General features: G+C 63.8%; 13 protein-coding genes. 8 read left to right on the top strand and 5 right to left on the bottom strand.

The genetic code is table 11. The features are described 5' to 3' along the window. Nucleotides 1–17 precede the first annotated feature (17 nt). Nucleotides 18–1,820: an autotransporter assembly complex protein TamA gene (locus tag N5A93_RS17005; RefSeq protein ID WP_328407164.1), complete on the top strand. Its 1,803-nt coding sequence runs from the start codon at nucleotides 18–20 to the stop codon at nucleotides 1,818–1,820. Beyond that, nucleotides 1,820–5,611, top strand: a complete 3,792-nt coding sequence (locus N5A93_RS17000; protein ID WP_268956292.1) for a translocation/assembly module TamB domain-containing protein — start codon at nucleotides 1,820–1,822, stop codon at nucleotides 5,609–5,611. Before N5A93_RS17005 ends, N5A93_RS17000 begins: the two co-directional genes overlap by 1 nt. Nucleotide 5,612: 1 nt before the next feature. Here N5A93_RS17000 and N5A93_RS16995 read toward each other — a convergent pair whose 3' ends face one another. Then, nucleotides 5,613–6,059, bottom strand: coding sequence for a hypothetical protein (locus N5A93_RS16995; protein WP_268956291.1), 447 nt, complete (start codon nucleotides 6,057–6,059; stop codon nucleotides 5,613–5,615). A gap of 249 nt (nucleotides 6,060–6,308) precedes the next feature. Between N5A93_RS16995 and N5A93_RS16990 the strand changes: the two genes are divergently transcribed. Continuing rightward, a complete protein-coding gene (locus tag N5A93_RS16990) occupies nucleotides 6,309–6,536 on the top strand; it encodes a hypothetical protein (RefSeq protein WP_268956290.1) in 228 nt (75 codons plus the stop codon). A 38-nt stretch (nucleotides 6,537–6,574) separates the two neighbouring features. On the opposite strand, the gene N5A93_RS16985 is transcribed toward N5A93_RS16990, so the two are convergent. The 3 genes from N5A93_RS16985 to N5A93_RS16975 form a co-directional block, all read right to left on the bottom strand. Continuing rightward, on the bottom strand, nucleotides 6,575–7,348 hold the full coding sequence (locus N5A93_RS16985) for a Crp/Fnr family transcriptional regulator (protein ID WP_268956289.1): 774 nt from the start codon (nucleotides 7,346–7,348) through the stop codon (nucleotides 6,575–6,577). A gap of 258 nt (nucleotides 7,349–7,606) precedes the next feature. Continuing rightward, entirely contained in the window at nucleotides 7,607–8,269 is a 663-nt protein-coding gene (locus N5A93_RS16980) for a phosphoribosyltransferase (RefSeq protein ID WP_268956288.1), read from the bottom strand. A 173-nt stretch (nucleotides 8,270–8,442) separates the two neighbouring features. Then, nucleotides 8,443–9,366 (bottom strand): LysR family transcriptional regulator, encoded by a 924-nt coding sequence (locus N5A93_RS16975; protein WP_268956287.1) that lies wholly within the window; start codon nucleotides 9,364–9,366, stop codon nucleotides 8,443–8,445. 164 nt (nucleotides 9,367–9,530) lie between these two features. On the opposite strand from N5A93_RS16975, the gene N5A93_RS16970 reads away from it, so the two are divergent. The 5 genes from N5A93_RS16970 to eda all read left to right on the top strand — a co-directional run bounded on the left by N5A93_RS16970 (nucleotide 9,531) and on the right by eda (nucleotide 16,670). After that, nucleotides 9,531–10,541, top strand: a complete 1,011-nt coding sequence (locus tag N5A93_RS16970) for a TAXI family TRAP transporter solute-binding subunit (protein ID WP_372920760.1) — start codon at nucleotides 9,531–9,533, stop codon at nucleotides 10,539–10,541. 125 nt (nucleotides 10,542–10,666) lie between these two features. Then, nucleotides 10,667–12,907: a TRAP transporter permease gene (locus N5A93_RS16965; RefSeq protein WP_268956286.1), complete on the top strand. Its 2,241-nt coding sequence runs from the start codon at nucleotides 10,667–10,669 to the stop codon at nucleotides 12,905–12,907. Further along, nucleotides 12,894–14,156 (top strand): NAD(P)/FAD-dependent oxidoreductase, encoded by a 1,263-nt coding sequence (locus N5A93_RS16960; protein WP_268956285.1) that lies wholly within the window; start codon nucleotides 12,894–12,896, stop codon nucleotides 14,154–14,156. Before N5A93_RS16965 ends, N5A93_RS16960 begins: the two co-directional genes overlap by 14 nt. A gap of 55 nt (nucleotides 14,157–14,211) precedes the next feature. Then, entirely contained in the window at nucleotides 14,212–16,035 is a 1,824-nt protein-coding gene (gene edd, locus N5A93_RS16955) for a phosphogluconate dehydratase (protein ID WP_268956284.1), read from the top strand. After that, nucleotides 16,032–16,670, top strand: coding sequence for a bifunctional 4-hydroxy-2-oxoglutarate aldolase/2-dehydro-3-deoxy-phosphogluconate aldolase (eda, locus tag N5A93_RS16950; protein ID WP_268956283.1), 639 nt, complete (start codon nucleotides 16,032–16,034; stop codon nucleotides 16,668–16,670). The genes edd and eda overlap by 4 nt, the downstream gene beginning before the upstream one ends. Nucleotides 16,671–16,686: 16 nt before the next feature. Here eda and N5A93_RS16945 read toward each other — a convergent pair whose 3' ends face one another. Next, nucleotides 16,687–17,391, bottom strand: a complete 705-nt coding sequence (locus N5A93_RS16945) for a GntR family transcriptional regulator (RefSeq protein ID WP_268956282.1) — start codon at nucleotides 17,389–17,391, stop codon at nucleotides 16,687–16,689. Nucleotides 17,392–17,525 lie beyond the last annotated feature (134 nt).

Genomic DNA, 17,525 nt, shown 5'->3' with positions numbered 1-17,525 from the left:
GTCAATGGAGCCCAGATTTGTTCGAATCAATTTACCTGATGAAACGCGCCGTCGCCATTCTCGCGATCATCACCGCTGCTGGCGGGGCATCTGCCACCGAACTGAATCTGAACGCACCGGGGGCGCCGGGTGCGCTCGTCGAAAAGCTTGAGTCGGCATCACTCACGCTGGGCACGGCCAAGCGTGACGAACCCGTGACGCCACAGGATCTTCTGTCGGCGGCGCGGGCGGATTACGGTCGGCTCGAAAGCGTGCTTTATGGCGCGGGCTATTATGGCGGGGTGATCCGGATCATTGTCGATGGGCGCGAAGCCGCCGAGATTCCCCCGCTCTCGCGGATCCGCCGGATCGACCGGGTCTCGGTCCGGGTCCTGGCGGGGCCGCGATTCATCTTCGCGCGTGCTGATGTCACCCCGCGTGCACCGGGCACGGAGCTGCCCGACGGTTTCAAGTTTGGCGCCTATGCCGAAAGCGGCCTCATATCGGATGCCGCGCAGGCCGGGATCGACGGGTGGCGCGATCTTGGGCACGCCAAGGCCGAAATCGCAGGTCAAAAGATCGTCGCCAATCACAAGAACAATGTCCTGACCGCCGATATCCGTCTCAAACCGGGACCGCGCCTGCGTTTCGGCGACCTGGTGGTGCGAAAGACCGAACGCGTGCGCCCCGACCGCCTGCGCGAGATCGCAGGGCTTCCGAGCGGCAAGACCTTTTCGCCCGACGAGGTGGACGAGGCGGCCAAGCGGCTGCGGCGCACAGGCGCTTTCCGCTCTGTTTCGGTAACCGAGGCGGAGACCCCCTCACCCGACGGGACCCTGAACATCGAAGCACGCGTCGTCGACGAAAAGCCCCGCCGCATCGGGTTCGGGGCCGAGATATCCTCGCTCGAGGGGCTGGGCCTGTCAGCCTTTTGGCTGCATCGCAACCTTTTGGGTGGCGCTGAGCGACTCCGCTTCGATGCCTCGATCAGCGGGATTGGTGGCGACACCGGAGGCGAGGATTACAATCTTTCGGCACGTTTCGACCGCCCGGCGACATTCACACCCGATACCGGGCTCTATCTCGATGCCCATATCGCCGAAGAGAACGAGCCAAGCTACCGTGAACGCAGTGCCGGCGTCGGAGGCGGCCTGACGCATATCTTTTCTGACAGCCTGACAGGCGAGGCCGGGATCGCGTATCGATATTCCGAAGTTGATGACGATCTCGGGTCGCGCACGCTTGAACATGTCCTGCTGCCACTGAACCTGACCTGGGATACCCGCGACAGTCAGCTTGATGCGCGTGAAGGGTATTACCTCGATGTCGAAGCAACCCCTTTTGCGGGGCTCGACGGGGGATCGGCCGGAGCGCGGCTTTATGGGGATGCGCGCGCCTATCTGGGCTTTGGCAAGGATGACCGCTTCGTGCTTGCGGGGCGCGCACAGATCGGGTCGGTCTCGGGCGCCTCTGCTGCCGAGGTGCCGCCGGGGATGCTGTTCTATTCCGGTGGGGCGGGCACGGTGCGTGGACAGCCCTATCAATCGCTGGCGGTCGATCTTGGCGGCGGCCTCGAGATCGGCGGGCGCTCCTTCATGGCTTTCTCGGGCGAGCTGCGCGCGCCGCTGCGCGACGCGCTGTCGCTGGTGGCGTTTTACGACGTTGGGTTCGTGGGCGCTGACAGCTGGGGCACTGATAATGGTGACTGGCATAGCGGTGCGGGGCTTGGCCTGCGCTACAATACCGGGATCGGACCGATCCGCCTCGACGTGGCGACGCCCGTCAGCGGCGGCTCAAGCGGCAACGTAGAGGTTTACATCGGGATCGGACAGGCCTTTTGATGCGTATCATTCTGATCATATCCCTGCTGGCGGTCTGGGCGGGTGGCCTGTCGGCGCAGGACGCGGAGACTGACACGGCGCGCGAACGTGGCCTCCTCCAGGCCTTTATCGAGGACAATCTGTCAGGGGCCGGGCACGGCGTGCGCATAAGCGGCTTTCAAGGCGCGCTGTCTTCCGAGGCCAGCCTTGAGGAACTGACCATCGCGGATTCCGACGGCATCTGGCTCACGCTGCGCGATGTCACGTTGGAATGGACCCGCAGCGCACTTCTGCGCGGGCGCCTCGAGGTGAACCGGTTGACCGCGCAGGAGATCATTCTGGAGCGTCTGCCCAATGCGCAGGACGGCTCCGGGGGGACCGCCCCCGAGAATGCGCAGGCCACATCGTTCGCCCTGCCCGAATTGCCGGTCTCGGTTAATATCGGTGACGTCAGCGCCGCGCGGGTCGATTTGGGTCCGCCGGTGCTTGGCGAGGCCGTCGCCCTGTCACTTGAGGGCAGCCTGTCGCTGGAAGGCGGCAACGGCGCGGCCAAGCTTGCGGTCGAGCGCCTTGACGATGAGGCGCAGCTGACCCTTGACGCTGCCTATTCAAACGAGACCCGCATCCTCGCGATGGACCTCGAACTGCGCGAAGGTCCGGGCGGTATCGTCTCGGGCCTGTTGAACATGCCCGACCGCCCTGCCCTCGGGCTGACTCTGCGCGGCAAGGACCCGATCGACGACTACGAGGCGCGCATGGCGCTGATGCGCAACGACATTCCACGGCTGACCGGCATCGTGCGGGCGATCGCCGAAACCCCTGCTCAGCATGATACCAGCGGCGGCGACCCGGCGACACCAGAGAGCGGCACGCACCGTTTCGAGGCGCGTTTGGGCGGCGATCTGCGACCGTTCTTCACCAGTGACCTGCGCGGTTTCTTCGGTGCACGCTCGCGCATCGCGCTTGATGGCCGGCGCGGCAGAGACGGCGCCACGGTGATCGACCGGCTGAAGCTCAGCACCGAACAGCTGCGCCTTGACGGGTCGCTGGAACTGGACTCGCAAGGCTGGCCGTTGCGCCTGTCGCTCGATGGCGAGCTCGACGCTGCGGGCGCTTTGATGCGCTTGCCCATGACCGGCCCGCCAACGCGGCTGGCGGGCGCAAGGATATCGGCGCGCTATGATGCTGATGAGGGTCAGGGCTGGCAGGCAGATGCCACCATTGACGATCTTCGCCACGATGGGATGCGGATTTCGCGTGCGCGCCTTCAAGGCAGCGGCCAGATCGTTCTCGACGGCCCCCGCGCGCTCGATGCCGTGCTGGAATTCGCGCTCGAGGACTTCAGCCATGACGACGCTGCAATGGCTCAGGCCGTCGGCCAGGCACCGCAGGGCCGCGCGCGCCTGCGCTGGCAAGAGGATGAGCCGCTCAAGATCGAGCGCCTGCAAGCGACCAGCGGGGATGCGACGCTGGACGCGCAAGGCGAGCTGGACGGGCTTGCGGATGGGTTCCCGGTCAGCGGCAAGGCCACGGTCACGGCCGGCGACCTTGCGCGTTTCGGGCCCATAACCGGGCGCGATCTGGCCGGCGCGGCACGCGCCAGCCTGTCGGGTGAGGGCACGCTTCTGGGCGGCGCGTTCGATCTGACGCTGGAGGCGGGTACCGACGGTCTGGCCATCGGTGAGCCCCGCCTTGATCCGGTCCTGTCACCGCCGACAACCCTGCGTGTCATCGCGCGACGCGACGAGGAAGGAACGGTGCTGGACCGGTTGCAGCTCGATAACGAAGCGGTCAAGGCCGACATCTCGGGGCGGCTCGATGCCCAATCCGGCACGCTTGACCTCGCGGTGTCGCTTGCGGAAACCTCGCTGGTCGAACCACGGCTGTCGGGGCCTGCAAAAGTCAATGGCGGGTTTGGCTGGACAGCGGGCGGCGCGCTGACGTTTCGCGACATCATCGCCGAATTTGCCGGGGCCGAACTGCGCGCCACTGGCCAGATCGAACCCGCGAAAGAGGCCCTCCCGGTCCAAGGACGCGTCTCGCTGACCGCACCGGATCTTTCACGCTTCTCGGCCTTGGCCGGGCGTCCGCTTGCCGGGCAAGTCTCATTGCGCGCCCAAGGCGATGGCGCGCTGCGCGGGGCGACCGGGCAGCTGGACATCACGCTTGAGGGGCGCGAACTGCGCAGCGGCATGGCCGAACTCGACAAGCTGATCGCCGGGCGGCTCGATGCCGCCCTCAAGGCGACGCGTGAATCCGGTCAGATCGCGCTTGATCTGCTATCGCTCAAATCCGGACGGGTGTCGCTGGAGGCGCGGGGCTCGGGTGCCGGCGCACCGATCAATGTAAGCGCGCGCCTTGACGATCTGGGGCTGCTGGCACCGGGTGTCTCGGGACCCGCCGAGGCCACCGGGCAGATTACCCTGCGCGATGACATGGGCCGGGACATCGGCGTTGATCTCTCGGCAAGCGGCCCCGGCGGCACCGCGGCGCGCATCACCGGCAATATCCTCAATCACGGACAGCGACTGGCGCTGAAGGCCAGCGGCGCTGCGCCCCTTGGGCTGGCCAACAGTTTCATCGCGCCACGCTCCGTCGCAGGGACGGCCCGTTATGACCTCTCGGTGAACGGCCCCCCCGCTCTTTCTTCGGTAAGCGGCAATATCGACCTTTCGGGCGCACGGGTGTCCTTGCCCACGCTCTCGGCGGCGTTGACGGATATTGGTGGGCGGATCACTCTTTCCGACGCTCGGGCGCAGTTCGACCTGCGGGCCACCGGTGGCGAGGGCGGCGACATCCTGCTGCGCGGTCCCATCGAGCTGACCCCACCCTTCCAGACCGATCTCGCTGTCGTGCTGGCCGCGCTGGTTCACAGCGATCCCGAACTCTATCGCACCGCTGTCGGGGGCAGGCTGACAGTGTCCGGGCCGCTGACCGCCGGTGCGCGAGTGGCGGGCAATCTGGCTCTTGGCCCCACGGAAATTCGCATTCCGTCGTCGGACATCGCAAATGTCGGCCTGCTTCCGCAGATCCGCCACCGCAACGATACCGCAGAGGTCATCGAGACCCGCCGCCGCGCCGGCCTGGTCCGGGAAGAGGATGCCCCCGAAGGCCCTGCCCTTGATCTCGATATCACGATAACTGCGCCCAATCGGATCTTCGTGCGTGGCCGGGGGCTTGATGCCGAACTCGGTGGCACACTGGTTCTGAGAGGTACCACCAACAATGTCGTCCCCAGTGGAACCTTCGCGCTGCAACGTGGGCGGCTTGACATACTGGGGCGCCGGCTGGAACTGACCGAAGGTCTGATCGACCTGCGCGGCGCGTTCGACCCCTATCTCCGGTTCCTGGCACAAACCGAAGCCGATGACATGACTGTCAATGTCATCATCGAAGGTCTGGCCAGTGCACCAGAGATCACCTTCACCTCGACCCCGGAACTGCCTCAGGAAGAGGTGGTCTCACGCCTGCTGTTCGGACGCAGTATCGACAAGATATCACCTTTCCAGGCCGCACAGCTGGCCGCTGCCGTCGCCACCCTCACGGGGCAACTGGAGGGCGGTTTCATGAGCGGGCTACGTAATTCACTCGGGCTGAGCAATCTTGACGTGACGACGAATGCCGAAGGAACGACCGAATTCACCGCCGGGGCCTATATCAGCAAGAACATCTACTCCAAAGTGACCGCGGACAGTGACGGCAACCAAAGGATCGACCTCAATCTCGATGTCAGTGACAACGTCACGGTGCGCGGCAGCGTGGGCACCGACGGCAATACTGGCGTCGGTGTATTTTATGAGCGCGATTACTGATTCAGACCGGTGTCGCGTGATCCGTAGCCGTGTTCTGTGGCATCATTGACCGGCTTGCAACGTCCTCGATCAGGGCGCGCCCGGCTTCTGCCTCGGCGGTCAGGGTGCGGTTTGCACAGGTCACGCAAAGTCCCGACCATTCGCCCAAATCCTGCGCGATCCGTCCCATGGACCCGGCCTGCCACGCACCCATCACCTTCAGCGCCGCCGCCGGATCGCTGAGCGCCACCGCACCCATCTGCTGCAATGCCTCGGCGCCGGTGCTGGCGGCGGTATGGCGGCGCGCAAACCATGCTTTCGAGACGCTCTCTGTCTCATCCAGGAGCTGCTCCTGTGCGGCTCTCATATCCTTGACGCGCGGCATCAGGATCGCGGCAAGCGCAATAGACGCACGCATCTGGCGCACTGACTGCCGCGTCAATGCCTTGCTCGGGGTGGTATCGGGCATAAAGGGTCTCCTTCAATTGGCTCATGGTTCAATGGGATTGCCCCAGCCTGATGGACTTCGGGGAATAGCGCTTGCATCGATCAAAGCTCGCCAGCGCCGCCGCCGTCAGTCACGCAACACCGCCGTTTGCCCAAGCATCGGACAAATGACACATCAACGTCATTGACCAAGGTCAATACTGTTTCGAGATTTTAAAGCAACCTGGCCCCGGATCGCGCAGCGCGCTGCTCGAAATGAAGGGAATTTTCAATGCCCGATCTATCCCACGACACACCGCCGCCCTGCATGTGCCGATCGCCCAGAATCCGCCACGGCGCCATTATCCACAAGCTTGGCCCCCTGCCCGGCGAGGCACTGAGCGCCATGCGCGGCTATGGCCTGGACGACGCCGAGATCGCTGCCTATTACGGGGTAACGCTTTCGACCTTGCGCCGGTTGCGCATAAGCTTGCCGGTCGCACGGCGCTGGCGCGGCTGACCATCCTGCCGACAGCGGCACAAGGATGCGCGCCCCGGTCAGACGACCGCGCGCGCGCCCGCTTTGAGCACCCCGTCAAGCGACGGGCCCGCACATGTCAGAAGCCGACGCGCATCGCGGATCTCGATATGATTGGGCGCGCCGACATGCACCGCACCCTGATCCGCCAGCGAGTGCAGACAGCGGCAAAGGGTCTCTGGCGACATGTCCAGAAGACTGGCCAGATCCGTGCGACCCAGGCGCAATTCCAGGAAGCTGCGCCCGCCGGACGTGGTCACGATCGCGTCGGCACTATTGCGGGAATCCAAGCGCAAATAGAGATACGCCGCGACCCGCTCGCGCGCCATGCGCCCGCGCAGCAGGCACATCCATGCACGCATCGAATCCATCTGCTCCAGCGTGGCCAGCAGATACCCATGCTCGAGCCCCGGCGAACGTGACAACAACGCCTCGAAAGCATGACGGTTGAGAAGACAAAGCGTCGCCTCGGTTGCCGCTTCATACGAAAGCCGGATCACAGGCTCAAAGACACGCCCAAGGAAATGCCCGGTGAACTGCAAGCCAAGCACCTGCGTGTCCCCCGACTCTGTCATATGCACCGTCTTGACGACGCCCGAGGTCACGAGTGCCAGATCCCGGGCGCTGTCGCCCTGGATCATGATCGACTGGCCGCGCCTTACCCGCACATGTCGCGCCGCGCGGCTGATCTCGATCCGGGTCTGCGCATCGGCATGGCTGCACAGACCGGTCTGAAGGACCGGACACTCGCTACAGTGGCATGAGGCCGAATGCCTTATCGAAATGACGTTCATGTCTGTTCCCCGCTTTCGGACGCGCTCGATCAGGCACCGGATGACATCTGCCGGAGGCCTATCCGGCGGCCCGCAACGGGAAAACTCTGGTTGGCGACAATACAAGCCAGGCGAGCAAGTCCATTGGACTCCGAATCAGTAAGAATGCAAAGCCTAAATTCGCCGCGAAGCCGCGACACTGCTGCGTGCCTCTCATTTCGGCAAAACATGGGCGATGACTGCGGTCCTGCGCGCTTCGCGGCGCGGCACGCGCTGCGTTCAGTGCATGGCCCTGCGCGCGATCGCGTCCCGCATCAGACGGATCACCTCATCATCCTGAATCTGATCGAACACGCGGTAGGCCCCGCCGACCGCACCGAACCGCAGCTGCGGTTCAGGGCAGATGATCTCGTCAGCAAGACTGCTAAGACTGTCCAGAACCTCCGAGCTGGCCACGGGCACGGCCACGATCACCCGCGCGGGTGCAAGATTACGCAGCGCCGCCAGCGCAGCGCGCAGGGTCGTCCCGGTGGCGATGCCGTCATCGACCACGAGGACCGTGCGCCCTTTCACAGGCACGGGCTCATGGTCACCCATATAGGCTTGGCGGCGGCGTTCCAGTTCCTCGCGTTCGGGGGCGGCCAGCCTCTCGATGTCAGCGCGCGTCAGATCAAAGGCCCTTGCCGCCGGTTCATTAACGACAAGCCCTTGCGCGCCGGGACCCGTCACGGCGCCAACGGCCAGTTCAGGATTTCGCGGCGCGCCCACCTTGCGGACCAGGATCAGATCCAGCGGCGCGTTCAGCGCCTCTGCAATCACCGCACCGATCGGCACACCGCCGCGCGGCAGCGCCAGAACGACGACGTCCTCCCCCTCATCAAGCGGCGGCAGCGCCCTTAGCAATTGGCGCGCCGCATCGCGCCGGTCCTCATAAACTGTCATGCCACCCGTCCCGCGAGAGCCACAACCGCCAGAATCGGGCGGCCCCGTGCCCTTCGATTCCTTGTCCTCGCTTCGCCGGAGCGGCCCTTTGGTCCGGGGCCACAACCGACACGATCCCCATCATGGCCAGAATGCAGGACATGTCATTGATCATCATCAACATCTGAAAGACCTCAGAACGCGGCGTTGATCCGGCGAACTTCGTCCTGCCACAGCGCATTGAAAGCGGAGGCAAGCGCCGAAGGGGCGCGGTGCGCAGGCGTGAGAACGTGGAACTCCACCGTGATCGCGGGCTCGAAACGGCGAAAAACGATGCGCTGCATGTCAGCGCCGCGATAGCCCTGGTAGCTTTCTGCGCTCATCGTATCGACCACGGCACAGGCTTGCCCCAGTTCCACGAAATTGAGGAGCGGAATGAAATACTGCGTCTCGTAACGCACATCAAACGCGGCCCCGACCGCATCGAACGCGGCGCGGGTGTCGCGGTAAGTGGCGTGGTTTTCATGCAGCATCGCCATCGGCCGGCCGTCAAGGTCGCTCGGCGTCACAACATCTTGCGCGGCCAGCGGGTCGCCCGCGGGGAGCGCGCAGATGCAGCGGCTGCTGGCAGGCTGGGTGGCGACCAGTTGCGATGTGCGATCAAAATTCGCACCCATGTCGGCGATGCCAAAATCATAGGACTGCGTGGAGATCAGTTGATGCACCTGTGGTGAGCTGCGGGTGATGATGGTCACGCGGATATCGTCGCGCCCCTGCGTCAGCCGGCTGACCAGTCGCGGCACCAGAAAGACAGATGGCCCCGGCATGGAAACGATGCGCAACTCACCGCTATCCAGTGACTTCAGGTTCCTCAGGTTCTGGCGGGCACTGTCCAGGCGCCCCAGGATTCCCGTCGCCTCGGACAGCAGGTAATGCGCCTCGGGCACCGGATGAAGGCGGCGCGCGCGCCGCTCGAAGAGCTGCATGCCAAGCTCGGATTCCAGCGCGGCGATCGCAGTGCTGATCGCCGGCTGCGTGCGCCCCAGATTACGCGCGGCCTGCGAGACCGACCCCGCCAGCATGACTTCCCGAAAGGCAGTGAGTTGGCCAATGTTCATGTGCAGTTAATTATAATCGAATTTTATGATAATCAATAAACTTTGAATTTGTGTTTATAGTCAGGAATTGGCACCGTGGTCGCACCGGGCGCATCACGCCCCATAATGATGAGCCGGATCAACCGGCGGCTTGAACCAATGACCCACAGGGAGACATACGACACATGAAACATATGAGACATCTGGCAATAGCAACCATCGCTGGCCTCGCCATGGCGCTGCCCGCTACCGCGCAGGACATGAAATTCTTCCGCATCGGGACCGGTGCGTCAGGCGGCACCTATTTTCCCATTGGCGGGATAATTGCCAACGCCATCTCGAATCCGCCCGGATCGCGCCCCTGCGAAGAGGGCGGGAACTGCGGCGTGCCTGGCCTTGTGGCGGTGGCGCAATCCACCAACGCTTCGGCGCATAACGTGAATGCCGTTCAGGCGGGTCAGATGGAAGCCGGCCTCACGGGCGCGGCTACCCTTCATTTCGCCTATAAAGGCATCGCTGCTTTTGAGGGGGATCCCAAGCCCGACCTGCGCGTCATCGCCAATCTGTTCCCCGAGGATCTACATCTTGTGATGCCCAAGGGCGCGAAGTTGGACAGCCTCAAGGATCTTGAGGGCAAACGCGTCGGGATCGCTCAGGCCGGGTCCGGTACGCAGATCGCCGTAGAACTCATTCTGGCAACGCAGGGCATCACGCGTGACAACATTCAGGAGGCCGAACTCAACAATACCCAAAGTGCCGAGCGCCTCGCTGATGGTCAGCTCGATGCCTACTTCTATGCGGCGGGCACGCCAGTTGCCGCCATGATCCAGCTCGACAACACCAAGGGCATGGAACTTTACGACTGGTCCGAGGAAGAGCTGACCGCCGGGAACGAGGCCGTTCCCTACTACATCAAGTCGCAAATCCCTGCGGGCACCTATCCCGGAGTGGATTACGATGTTGACACGCTCGCCGTGTCGGGAATCCTTGTGACAAATGCCAATCAGGACGAAGAGCTGATCTACGAGGTCACCAAGGCAATGTGGTCTGATACTGCCCGCAAGCTGATGGATAGTGGTCACCCCAAAGCAAAGGTGATCACGATGGAAACCGCCCTTGACGGGGTCGACGGGATCGGTGTGCCACTGCATCCGGGTGCCGAACGCTTCTACAAGGAAGCCGGCATGCTGGAGTGATCCGCTGACACGATTCGGGCCAGCCCTGCGCGGCTGGCCCATTTCGATAGATCGCATTCCACCGCATCGCCTGGCGCGTCCGCGCGCCGCTCGTTTTCATATTCCCTTTCGCCAAGGACATGCCCATGGCCAGTGATCGTCTGTCCACGGATCTGGACGCCCATCAGCTTGAAGAGCTCGAAAAGAAATACGACAGCGCCCTCAACACCCGCGATAATGGCCCGACCCTAACCCCGGCGATCTATTGGGCGTCCATTCTGTTCGCCGCCTATCATGTCTGGACCGCCGGGTTCGGCACACCCGTCGATCATGTTCATATGGGAATCCACCTAGCAGGGTTGTTCCTGTTCATCTTCATCTACTTCCCCATCCTGCGGACACCGCGCAGCCTGTCTTATGAAGGCAAAGGGTGGCTGAGGCCCGGCAATGTGCCGCTGTATGACTGGGCGATCGCGCTTTCGGGGATGCTGGCCGCGCTGTTTCTCTGGGTCAGTTGGCGGGGGATCGATCGCTTCGGCCTCAACATTCCTGAACAAGGTTTGCGGCAGGGCAATCCCACCAGCATGGATGTGATCCTCGGTTCGATCCTGATCTTCGCCACGCTCGAGATCGCGCGACGCACCATCGGCTTCGTGCTGCCGCTGATCATCATGGTCTTTATGGGCTACGCGCTGTTCGGCCCGTCAATGCCGGTGCAGATCCTTCAGCATCCGGGCGTTGACTGGCAGCAGTTCGTCAACAACATGTATTTCCCCTCCGAAGGCATCTTCGGCATCACGCTCTGGGTGGTGTCCACGGTCGTCTTTCACTTCGTGCTGTTCGGGGTCGTGGCACAGCGCATGGGACTCGGGCAGTTCTTCGTCGACAATGCGATGATGCTGGCCGGGCGCTATACCGGCGGCCCGGCCAAGGTGTCGGTGGTTTCATCGGCCTTCTTCGGCACGATCTCGGGCAGCTCCATCGCCAACACGGTCTCGACCGGATCCCTGACAATCCCCAACATGAAGAAGATGGGCTATCCCGGCTATTTCGCCGGCGGTGTCGAGGCCGCGTCCTCGGCAGGGGGCCAGATCACGCCGCCGATCATGGGGGCCGCCAGCTTTCTCATGGCCGAGTATCTCGAGGTGCCGTACACCACGATCGTGATCGCGGCCATCGTGCCAGCGCTGATGCATTACATAGGCGTGATGTCCATTGTGCACTACACCGCCAAGCGCCTGGGCCTGCATGCCTATCCCAAGGACCAGTTGCCTCGCTTCCTCGAAGTCTGGCGCAAGGGTTGGTATACGATCATCCCGCTGATCGCACTGCTGGTGGTCCTATTCTCGGGCTATTCACCCAACATGGCGGCATTCGTCGGGCTATTGCTCTGTATCGTGGTCGGTTTCTGCGGCATCGACCGGCCATTGACCCTGGCGATTCCTCTGGCGCTTCTGGCGTTCATTTTCTGGAAGGCATCCGCATTAAGCGGCGCCGGGTTCTCTCCGACACTTGCAGGAATTCTTGCCGCGCTCACGATACTTGGATCAATACACCGCAATGAGCGCAAAGACTTCGGGGATCTGCTGAACAGCTTCCATGTCGGCGTGCAATATGCGTTGGCCGTAGGTGCCGCATCGGCAGCGGTGGGGATCGTCGTGGGTGTCATCAACACCACCGGCGTGGGCTTCCGCATGGGCTTCATGGTGACCAACGGTGCCGCGGACATGGCGGCCTGGGTGCATCCCTTCGTGGGCTGGATTCCCTCCGAAGCCTTCAGCCTGTCATCGCTCCAGCAATTCATCTCGCTGGTCCTGATCGCCATCGCCTGTATCCTGATGGGCGCAGGGCTGCCGACCACGGCGCTCTATATCATGCTTGTGGCGGTCGCCACGCCGGCGCTCACACAGTTGGGCGTGCCGCCGCTCGCGACACATATGTTCGTCCTCTATTACGGCGTCATATCCGAGATCACGCCTCCGGTTTGCGCCTCGGCCTATGCGGCCGCCGGGATTGCGGGCGCAAACCCGTTCCGCACGGGGCTGAATGCTTTCACGCTGGGCCTTGGTAAGCTCCTCGTGCCGATGGTTTTCGTCTATGCGCCCACGATCCTGATCGTTCTGCCCGAGTATTTCACGCTCATGTCCTTCCTACAGGTGTCGCTCACATGTGCGACAGGGGTGTTCCTCATAGGCACGTCGGTTGCTGGCTACTTCATCACCGCCATGGGGCCATGGGGCCGGTTTGTCATGATCGTCGGCGGTCTGCTTCTGGTTGCGCCAAGCGGGTCAAGCGACCTTCTGGCGCTGCTTGTGGTGGGGCTGGCCGCTCTGCCGCAGTTGATACGCAAGCGCGCGGAGGGGGCGGCACGCGATGCCGCCCGATGATACCGACTCGCAGGTCACGGTCCTGGGCGGCGGGGCAGTCGGACTTTGCACCGCGCTTGAACTGGCCGGGCGCGGCATCCCGGTTCGCCTGATCGACCGCGACACGCCAGGGCAAGGCGCATCGATGGGCAATGCAGGGGTGATCTCGCCCTTTTCGGTGGTGCCCCAATCCATGCCGGGGGTCTGGAAAAAGGCCCCTGGCTGGCTTCTTGACCCGCTGGGGCCGGTCACGGTGCATGCACGCCACCTGCCCCGCTTCCTCCCCTGGGCGCTCAGTTTCCTGCGCAACGGCACGAGCGAGCGGGTCCGCCAGATTTCGCTGGGGATGCATGCGCTGAGCGACGGAAGTGTCGATATCTATCGTCAGCACCTTGCTGGTACCGGCCACGAGGCCCTGTTGCAGGACAGCTGTTACGTGCTGGCGCATCGCAACCCCGATACCGCCCGCGACACCGGGCTCGACAGCGAATTGCGCCGCGCCGCCGGGGCCAGGGTCGAGGTGATCGGCGATGCCGCCCTGCGCGAGATGGAGCCCGACCTTTCACCCGAATTCCGCGCGGCGGTCATCATCCACGGGCAAGCGCGCGCCACGTCGCCCGGGCGGCTGATGCAGGCCCTGGCCGACAAACTGCGCTCAACGGGAGGCGAAATCCTGAAGCATGAGGTGAAGGCGCTGCGCCCGGGCACCGATGGCGGCTGGCAGATCGAATGCGCAGGCACGACATTGCATGCCCGGCGCATCGTTCTTTCCGCCGGGGCCTGGTCGGCGCGGCTGCTAAAACCTCTGGGCCTGAAACTCCCGCTTGAGGCAGAGCGCGGATATCACTTGATGTTCGCCGATCCCGGAGTGCGCCTCAATAATTCGGTTATGGATACTGACCGCAAATTTGTCGCAAGCTCAATGGAGGACGGCATACGCGCCGCCGGCACGGCCGAATTCGGCGGGCTTGACAAACCACCTGATCCGCGCCGCGCCGAGGTGATCGCAAAGCTGGCGCGCCAGATGCTGCCCGGTTTGAACACGGCCGCCCTGACAACGTGGAGCGGCATCCGCCCATCCTTTGCAGACAGCCTGCCGGTCATCGGCGAAATCCCGGGTCATCCCAGTTTATACGGTGCCTTTGGTCATTCGCATTACGGGCTGATGATGGCGCCGCGCACCGGTCGCATCATGGCCGACCTGCTAAATGGCGCCCCCCCCAATGTCGATCTGTCGCCCTATCGTGCGGATCGCTTCGGTTCGGTTTGAAACCCTCCGGGCGCGGTGATATGTTATCGCTAACGCATATCACATGGACCACAGGATGCCGCTTCACCCTACTATCGCGGATGTTACCGCCCGGATCAGCACGCGTTCAGCCAAAGGCAGGCGCGCATATCTGGACAGGGTGCGCAGCGCCGCACAGGACGGGCCGCGCCGCGCGCATCTGAGTTGCAGCAACGAGGCCCATGCCTATGCCGCGATGGGCGGCGACAAGGATCGCCTGGCCGCACATCGCGCCCCCAACCTCGCCATTGTCACCGCTTATAACGACATGCTCTCGGCGCATCGCCCGTTCGAATCCTTCCCCGATCGCATGCGCGACGCCGCGCGGCGCGCCGGTGGCACCGCCCAGGTCGCAGGCGGCGTGCCCGCCATGTGCGACGGGGTCACGCAAGGTCAGCCGGGGATGGAGCTGTCGCTGTTTTCGCGCGACGTGATCGCAATGGCGGCGGGGGTGGCGCTCAGCCACAATACCTTCGATGCGGCGGCCTATCTCGGCGTCTGCGACAAGATCGTTCCCGGTCTTGTCATCGCCGCCGCCAGTTTCGGCCACATCCCGGCGATCTTCGTGCCCGCGGGACCCATGACCTCGGGTCTGCCCAATGACGAAAAGGCGATGCTGCGTCAAAAATTCGCCGCCGGCGAGATCAACCGCGACGCGTTGATGCGCGCCGAAATGGAAAGCTATCACGGACCGGGCACCTGCACCTTCTATGGCACCGCCAACAGCAACCAGATGCTGATGGAATTCATGGGGCTGCATTTGCCGGGGGCCAGCTTCGTCAATCCCGGCACGCCGCTGCGCGACGCGCTGACCGAGGCCGCGACCGAGCGTGCGCTTGCGATCACGGCGCTCGGAAACGATTACACCCCGGCCGCGTCAGTGCTGGACGAGCGCGCTTTCGTCAACGGGATCGTCGGGCTGATGGCGACCGCGGGATCGACCAATCTGGTGCTGCACCTGCCCGCAATGGCGCGCGCCGCCGGAATCGAACTGCGCCCCGAGGATTTCGCGGCGATCTCTTCGGTCACGCCCCAGATGGCCAAGGTATACCCAAACGGCCTTGCCGACGTGAACCACTTTCACGCGGCGGGCGGGCTTCAATACATGATCGGCGACCTTCTGGCCGAGGGGCTATTGCATGATGATGTTACCACCGTGGCCGGGCCGGGCCTCGCGCGCTATGCGCAGGAACCCCGCCTTGTGGATGGGCGGGCCACATGGGGCGACGGACCGGCGCGATCCCATAATGACAAGATCCTGCGCCCGGTGCGCGATCCGTTCCAGCGCACCGGCGGCCTCAGGAAATTGACCGGCAATCTCGGGACCGGAATCATGAAGGTATCTGCCGTGGCCGATGCTCTGCATTTGATCGAGGCCCCTGCCCGCGTCTTTGACAATCAGCAAGAGGTCAAGGCCGCCTTTCGCGCAGGAGACTTCGACGGGGATTGCGTCGTCGTGGTCCGCTTTCAGGGGCCGCGTGCCAATGGAATGCCGGAATTGCATGGGTTGACCCCGGTCCTGTCGGTTCTGCTCGAACGCGGTCATCGGGTCGCGCTGGTCACGGATGGGCGCATGTCGGGCGCATCCGGCAAAGTGCCCGCAGCGCTGCATGTCAGCCCCGAAGCCGCGCTTGATGGTCCGCTAGCGCGGCTGCGCGATGGCGATATCCTGCGGGTTGATGCAAAGGCCGGACGGCTTGACGTGTTGACCGAAGGTGCGCTTGATCGTGCGCCCGTCATTCCGGATCTTGACGCCAACGCCCATGGCATCGGGCGCGAATTGTTCGCGCTGTTTCGTCAGAACGCCGGCCCGGCCACGCTTGGCGCTTCGGCCATCCAATCGCCGGAAAGCATAGAATGACACCCCAAGAGAGCAGCGCCAGGACCCGCCGGCTTTGCGCCATGGCTCCGGTGATCCCGGTGCTGGTGATCGATATTCCCGAGCAGGCCGCGCCCCTTGCGAGTGCGCTCGTCGCGGGCGGCTTACCTGTGCTCGAGGTCACCCTGCGCACCCCGGCGGCCCTTGAAGCGATCACGGCGATGCGCGCCGTTCAGGGCGTAATAGTGGGCGCAGGCACGGTTCTGAACTCCCAGGATGCGCAAGCGGCGCACCAGGCTGGCGCGCAGTTCGCAGTGTCCCCCGGCAGTACACCAAACCTTCTTGAGGCCTGCGCGGCACTTGATCTGCCGCTGCTGCCGGGCGCGACCACGGCCACCGAAGCGATGCTGTTGCTTGAGCGCGGTTACGACATGCTGAAGTTTTTCCCGGCTGAAGCCTCGGGCGGGGTTGCCGCGCTCAAGGCTCTGGCCGGCCCCCTGCCCAGCCTTGCCTTCTGCCCGACCGGGGGCGTCACGCCCGAGAATGCGGGTGATTACCTCTCTTTGCCCAACACGCTTTGCGTGGGCGGCAGTTGGGTCGCGCCCACCGATGCGCTCCGGGAGGGCGACTGGGCGCGGATCACAAGCCTCGCGCGCGCAGCCAGCCAGTTGGGCTGAGCACGCGCGCCGCCGCTCAGACGATGCTGTCGCCCGCGCCTTCCAGTCTGCGGAAATGGCCAACCACCGCGTCGCGCGCGACACCGATGTGATAGTCCATAGCCGCGCGCGCTGCGTCCTCGTCGCCTGAATCCAGTGCCTCGACAATCAGCAGGTGATTGCGCGCGACCTTCCCCGGCTCGTCAAACACCGTTTCGATCAGGGCCGTGCAGGCCTGAATTTCCGACGCCAGCTTGTCAAACACCGCCAGGAAGCGAAGATTACCACTTGTTTCAACGATCAACCGGTGAAACTGAAGATCGACGCCGATCTGATGGATCAACTGATTGTCCTCCGACATCACCACCATGTCCTTGATCTGGGCCAGGAGCTGGTCGCGGATCGCGGCGACGCGCCCCTCGCGGACGGTGCGCGCCGTAGCCTCCCGCTCGATGCAGAGCCGCAGCTCATAAAGCGAGTCAAGATCGTCGGCGTCGATGGTTCGCACGAAGAACCCACGATTGGCCATGGACACCAGCAATCCGGCGCTTTCAAGAAGGCGCCCCGCCTCGCGCACCGGCGCGCGACTGACACCCAGGTCGCGCGCGATCACGGATTCTGCCACGCGGTCCCCCGGCTTGAGCTTCCCCGAAACGATCGCATCCGTAAGGATCCGCGCGATCCGCTGGGTCAGAGCATCGCGCGTCAGAGGTTCGAAAAGTGGCTCGGAATCCATCGTCATTCCCTTAAGCTAGCGACCGAATTGTCGCCTGTCGACAATTTCCCTTGACTCGGCACAGGCCTGCCGATGAACTATACTCATGCGTCCCGCCCCTATGATGGCGGGTTGTGAGAACAACGTGCCGCAGAACCGGA

This window comes from Roseovarius salincola (assembly GCF_026891095.1).
Taxonomy (GTDB): domain Bacteria; phylum Pseudomonadota; class Alphaproteobacteria; order Rhodobacterales; family Rhodobacteraceae; genus Roseovarius; species Roseovarius salincola.
This window is presented reverse-complemented; position numbering and strand designations above follow the sequence as displayed.

Excerpts from the sequence above, each read along its gene's own strand:
- N5A93_RS16990 (WP_268956290.1), top strand. The coding sequence starts at position 6,309 with ATGCCCGATCTATCCCACGACACACCGCCGCCCTGCATGTGCCGATCG.
- eda (WP_268956283.1), top strand. The coding sequence starts at position 16,032 with ATGACACCCCAAGAGAGCAGCGCCAGGACCCGCCGGCTTTGCGCCATG.
- N5A93_RS16995 (WP_268956291.1), bottom strand. The coding sequence starts at position 6,059 with ATGCCCGATACCACCCCGAGCAAGGCATTGACGCGGCAGTCAGTGCGC.
- N5A93_RS17000 (WP_268956292.1), top strand. The coding sequence starts at position 1,820 with ATGCGTATCATTCTGATCATATCCCTGCTGGCGGTCTGGGCGGGTGGC.
- N5A93_RS16975 (WP_268956287.1), bottom strand. The coding sequence starts at position 9,366 with ATGAACATTGGCCAACTCACTGCCTTTCGGGAAGTCATGCTGGCGGGG.
- N5A93_RS16980 (WP_268956288.1), bottom strand. The coding sequence starts at position 8,269 with ATGACAGTTTATGAGGACCGGCGCGATGCGGCGCGCCAATTGCTAAGG.
- N5A93_RS16985 (WP_268956289.1), bottom strand. The coding sequence starts at position 7,348 with ATGAACGTCATTTCGATAAGGCATTCGGCCTCATGCCACTGTAGCGAG.
- N5A93_RS16945 (WP_268956282.1), bottom strand. The coding sequence starts at position 17,391 with ATGACGATGGATTCCGAGCCACTTTTCGAACCTCTGACGCGCGATGCT.
- N5A93_RS16970 (WP_372920760.1), top strand. The coding sequence starts at position 9,531 with ATGAAACATATGAGACATCTGGCAATAGCAACCATCGCTGGCCTCGCC.
- edd (WP_268956284.1), top strand. The coding sequence starts at position 14,212 with ATGCCGCTTCACCCTACTATCGCGGATGTTACCGCCCGGATCAGCACG.
- N5A93_RS16960 (WP_268956285.1), top strand. The coding sequence starts at position 12,894 with ATGCCGCCCGATGATACCGACTCGCAGGTCACGGTCCTGGGCGGCGGG.
- N5A93_RS16965 (WP_268956286.1), top strand. The coding sequence starts at position 10,667 with ATGGCCAGTGATCGTCTGTCCACGGATCTGGACGCCCATCAGCTTGAA.